Source organism: Streptomyces prasinopilosus (genome assembly GCF_001419695.1).
In the GTDB taxonomy this organism is placed as follows: Bacteria; Actinomycetota; Actinomycetes; order Streptomycetales; family Streptomycetaceae; genus Streptomyces; species Streptomyces prasinopilosus.
Genome location: NZ_LIRG01000941.1, coordinates 1 through 3,297 on the forward strand (window position 1 = coordinate 1; position 3,297 = coordinate 3,297).

The following is a 3,297-nucleotide window of genomic DNA, read 5'->3' on the forward strand; positions in this document are numbered from 1 at the left end:
CGCCCGCCCCGGCCGGGACGCCCGCTTCCGCCAGCCCCTTGGTCATCTCGGTGGCGACCCGGTTGGCGAGGATGGCACCAAGCACGCTGGTGCCGATCGTGCCGCCCATGCTCCGGAAGAAGGAGAGCACCGAGGTGGCGGCGCCCAGCTCGGTCGCCGGAACGTCGTTCTGCGCGGCCAGGACCAGGTTCTGCATCAGCATGCCGACGCCGACGCCCATGACGGCCATGTAGACGCTGAGCAGGGCGAAGGGGGTGTCGGCCTCGATGGTGGCCAGCAGGCCGAGGCCCGCCGTCATGATGACGGAACCCGCGACCAGGTACACCTTCCACCGGCCGGTGGCGGTGATGATCTGCCCGGCGACGGTCGAGGAGACGAGCAGGCCGAGGATCATGGGCAGGCTCATCAGGCCGGCGACGGTCGGGGACTTGCCCAGGGAGATCTGGAAGTACTGCGAGAGGAAGACGGTGCCGCCGAACATGGCCACACCGACGAGGAGGCTCGCGACCGTGGTGAGCGTCACCGTGCGGTTGCGGAAGATGCCCAGCGGGATGACCGGCTCCGGCACGCGCGCCTCGACGACGACCGCGGCGATCAGCAGCAGCACTCCCCCGCCGGTCAGCACGGCGGTCTGCCACGACATCCAGTCGAACTCGCTGCCCGCGAGGGAGACCCAGATGAGCAGGGCGCAGACACCCGCGACGATCAGGAAGGCACCCAGGAAGTCGATCTTCGCCTCACGGCGGACGGTGGGCAGCTTCAGGGTGCGCTGCAGCAGCGCGATGGCGAGCAGCGCGAACGGTACGCCGATGAAGAAGCACCAGCGCCAGCCGAGCCAGGAGGTGTCCACCAGGACGCCGCCGATGAGCGGTCCGGCCACGGTGCCGACCGCGAAGACGGCTCCGAAGACGCCGGCGTACTTGCCCAGCCTGCGCGGCGGGATGATGGCCGCCATCACGATCTGCGCCAGAGCCGTGAGTCCGCCCGCGCCGACGCCCTGCACCACGCGGCTGAAGATCAGCAGGCCCACGTCCTGGGAGAAGCCCGCCAGCAGGGAGCCGACGACGAACAGGGCCAGGGACAGCTGGAGCAGCAGCTTCTGGTTGAACAGGTCCGACAGCTTGCCCCACAGGGGCACCGTCGCCGTCATCGCCAGCAGTTCGGCGGTGATGACCCAGGTGTAGGAGGACTGGCTGGCCTGCAGGTCGGCGATGATGCGCGGGAGCGCGTTGGCGACCACGGTGCCGGCCAGGATGGCGACGAACATGCCGGCCATCAGCCCCGACATGGCCTGGAGGATCTGCCGGTTGGTCATGGATGCCGGTGACGCCTCTAGGGGCGCCGGTGATGAGGTCACTTCAGCTCTTTCGCGAATGTTCGAAGGTCGGGGTGAGGGACGGACCCGCTCAGGCTTCGTCCGCCGGGGCGGTCGGGACGGCCGGCTCCGGGAGTCCGGCGGCCAGGTGGTCGAACACCGTCCGGAAGACGGTCTCGAAGGTGGCTTCGTCCTGCCGTACGCACCAGTGCTCCACGGCGACGCGGACGGCCGTGCTGCCGACCGCGGCCAGCAGTCTCGGATACAGCCCCAGGGCCTGTCGCCGCAGCTGCCCCTCGGCCGTCCCGAAGGGGGGACGGTCCCCGGTGAACAGCGGCGAACCGGCGCCGATGCGCTCCGCGAGCGCCTCGGCCAGGATGAACTCGTCCTCGACGTGGGCGCCGATGCTGCGCGCGAGCAGGTGCGGTGACTTGCGCAGCACTTCGGAGTGCAGCCGCCACAGCTCGTGCTGCTGTTCCACTTCCCCCAGTTCCGCGGCCAGCGCGTCGCGCAGCACCGCCAGCGGGGGCACGCCGGCGGGAGCGTCGAGCACCGCCCGCCGGACCCGCCCGCTCGACTCCGCGCCCATCATCACGAACGCTTCGTCACGGGAGTCGAAGTAGTTGAAGAAGGTGCGGGGCGAGACACCGGCCGCTTCGCTGATCGCGTCGACGGTGACGTTCTCCGCGCCGTGCTCCGCCGCCAGCCGCACCGCGGCCGCCACCAGGGCGGCACGGGTCTCCCGCTTCTTGCGCCCCCGAAGCCCGCCCTCCGCGGGGTCCCTGTCACTCACGTCGTGCAGGATACGCAAATATGCAGAGACTGCAAAAATATATTCGGCTCCGTGGCGGGGCTCACGGCCCTCCTCGGTGCCTCGCACCGGTCCTCGAAGCCGAACGCGCCGGGCGGCGCCCCCGCGACCGCGTACGAGATCCCGGGATCGCGCCCTCCCGATGTCGGATTCCCCCCGTGCCCCGCTCTCCGGCCGGCCCGCGCCGCTCCCCGCCCCGCACGGTGGAGCCGATTCATCCGACCTCCGCGGTGCCGGTCACCGCACGGGAGTACCTCCTTGAACGCTTCTCCGAAGGCGGCCGGAGACGGCCGCGGGGCGGCCGTGATCGCGTCGGCGTGCGCCGGCGTCTTCGTCGCCTACCTGCCGGTGACGACCGTCGCGGTGAGCCTGCCGGTGATCCAGCGGGCTCTGGACGCCACGACCGCCGACCTGTCGTGGGTCTCCGACGCCTACGTGCTGCCGGTGGCCGCGCTGCTCCTCGGGCATGGTGCAGCTCTCGGCCCTGTGCCGCAGCACCGGGGAGCCCTGCACGTTCCTCGACGGGGGGATCGGCGCGCTGCCCGGCGTGCACACGGCGGAGACCGTCCTCACGCTCCGCCGGCTCAAGACCCTCACCGCCGAGCCCAGGTGACGCCGGCACCCGGTGCGCGCACGGGGCCGCGCGGGGCCCCGCCGGCCCCGCGACGGTTCATCCGGACGTCGTCCAGCGGGGAGCCGTCTCCGCCCAGGCCCTCTCCCAGGCGGCGAGGTTGCGGCGGCGCACGACGCGGCAGGCCACGGCGTGGGCGGCGGCGCCGGTGAGGACCGTCCCCACGGCGGCGAGGAGGGCGCAGCCCATGCTGCGGCTGCGGATCTGCTCACGCGTCAAAGGCGGCTCGGTCGCCTCGCCGTCGGCGGTGACCCAGACGCGCACCCGGCTGCCGGCCGACAGCCCCGGCGGGACCTCGGCCCGGGTGGTGGCGGTGCGCCCGTCGGGAGTGGTGAGGCGGACCTCGGCCGGATAGCGGGCGAGGTCCGCCTCGTCGGATCCGGGCTCCGGGTGGCGCGGGACGTCCTCGGTGAGGACCGCGCTCACCTCGTGCCGGGTCAGGGCCTGGTGGCGGGCCGTATCCGCGTAGTGGCCGCGGGCGAGCTTCTCGACGACGACACCCGCCAGGGGCGCCACGACCAGGACGGCGAGCAGCAGTCC

The 3,297-nt window shown here is 72.3% G+C and carries 4 protein-coding genes and 1 pseudogene; 2 read left to right on the plus strand and 3 right to left on the minus strand.

Features of this window, described 5'->3' with window-relative positions; all coding sequences use genetic code 11:
- A partial coding sequence (locus AOK18_RS28795; protein WP_206281606.1) for an MDR family MFS transporter occupies positions 1–1,315 on the minus strand: 1,315 nt, incomplete at its 3' end.
- 91 nt (positions 1,316–1,406) lie between these two features.
- Positions 1,407–2,117 carry a TetR/AcrR family transcriptional regulator gene (locus AOK18_RS28800; protein ID WP_055696220.1) on the minus strand — a complete coding sequence of 237 codons (711 nt, stop codon included), beginning with the start codon at positions 2,115–2,117 and terminating at the stop codon, positions 1,407–1,409.
- A 267-nt stretch (positions 2,118–2,384) separates the two neighbouring features.
- Here AOK18_RS28800 and AOK18_RS34940 point away from each other — a divergent pair.
- Both AOK18_RS34940 and AOK18_RS33165 read left to right on the plus strand, forming a co-directional pair.
- Positions 2,385–2,597, plus strand: a pseudogene (locus tag AOK18_RS34940) (hypothetical protein); the annotation flags it as partial.
- Complete coding sequence (locus tag AOK18_RS33165) at positions 2,593–2,739, plus strand: hypothetical protein (protein ID WP_157865274.1); 147 nt, start codon at positions 2,593–2,595, stop codon at positions 2,737–2,739. The pseudogene AOK18_RS34940 and the gene AOK18_RS33165, both read left to right, overlap by 5 nt.
- A 57-nt stretch (positions 2,740–2,796) precedes the next feature.
- On the opposite strand, the gene AOK18_RS28805 is transcribed toward AOK18_RS33165, so the two are convergent.
- A partial coding sequence (locus AOK18_RS28805; RefSeq protein WP_055696218.1) for an Rv1733c family protein occupies positions 2,797–3,297 on the minus strand: 501 nt, incomplete at its 5' end.

Excerpts from the sequence above, each read along its gene's own strand:
- AOK18_RS33165 (WP_157865274.1), top strand. The coding sequence starts at position 2,593 with ATGGTGCAGCTCTCGGCCCTGTGCCGCAGCACCGGGGAGCCCTGCACG.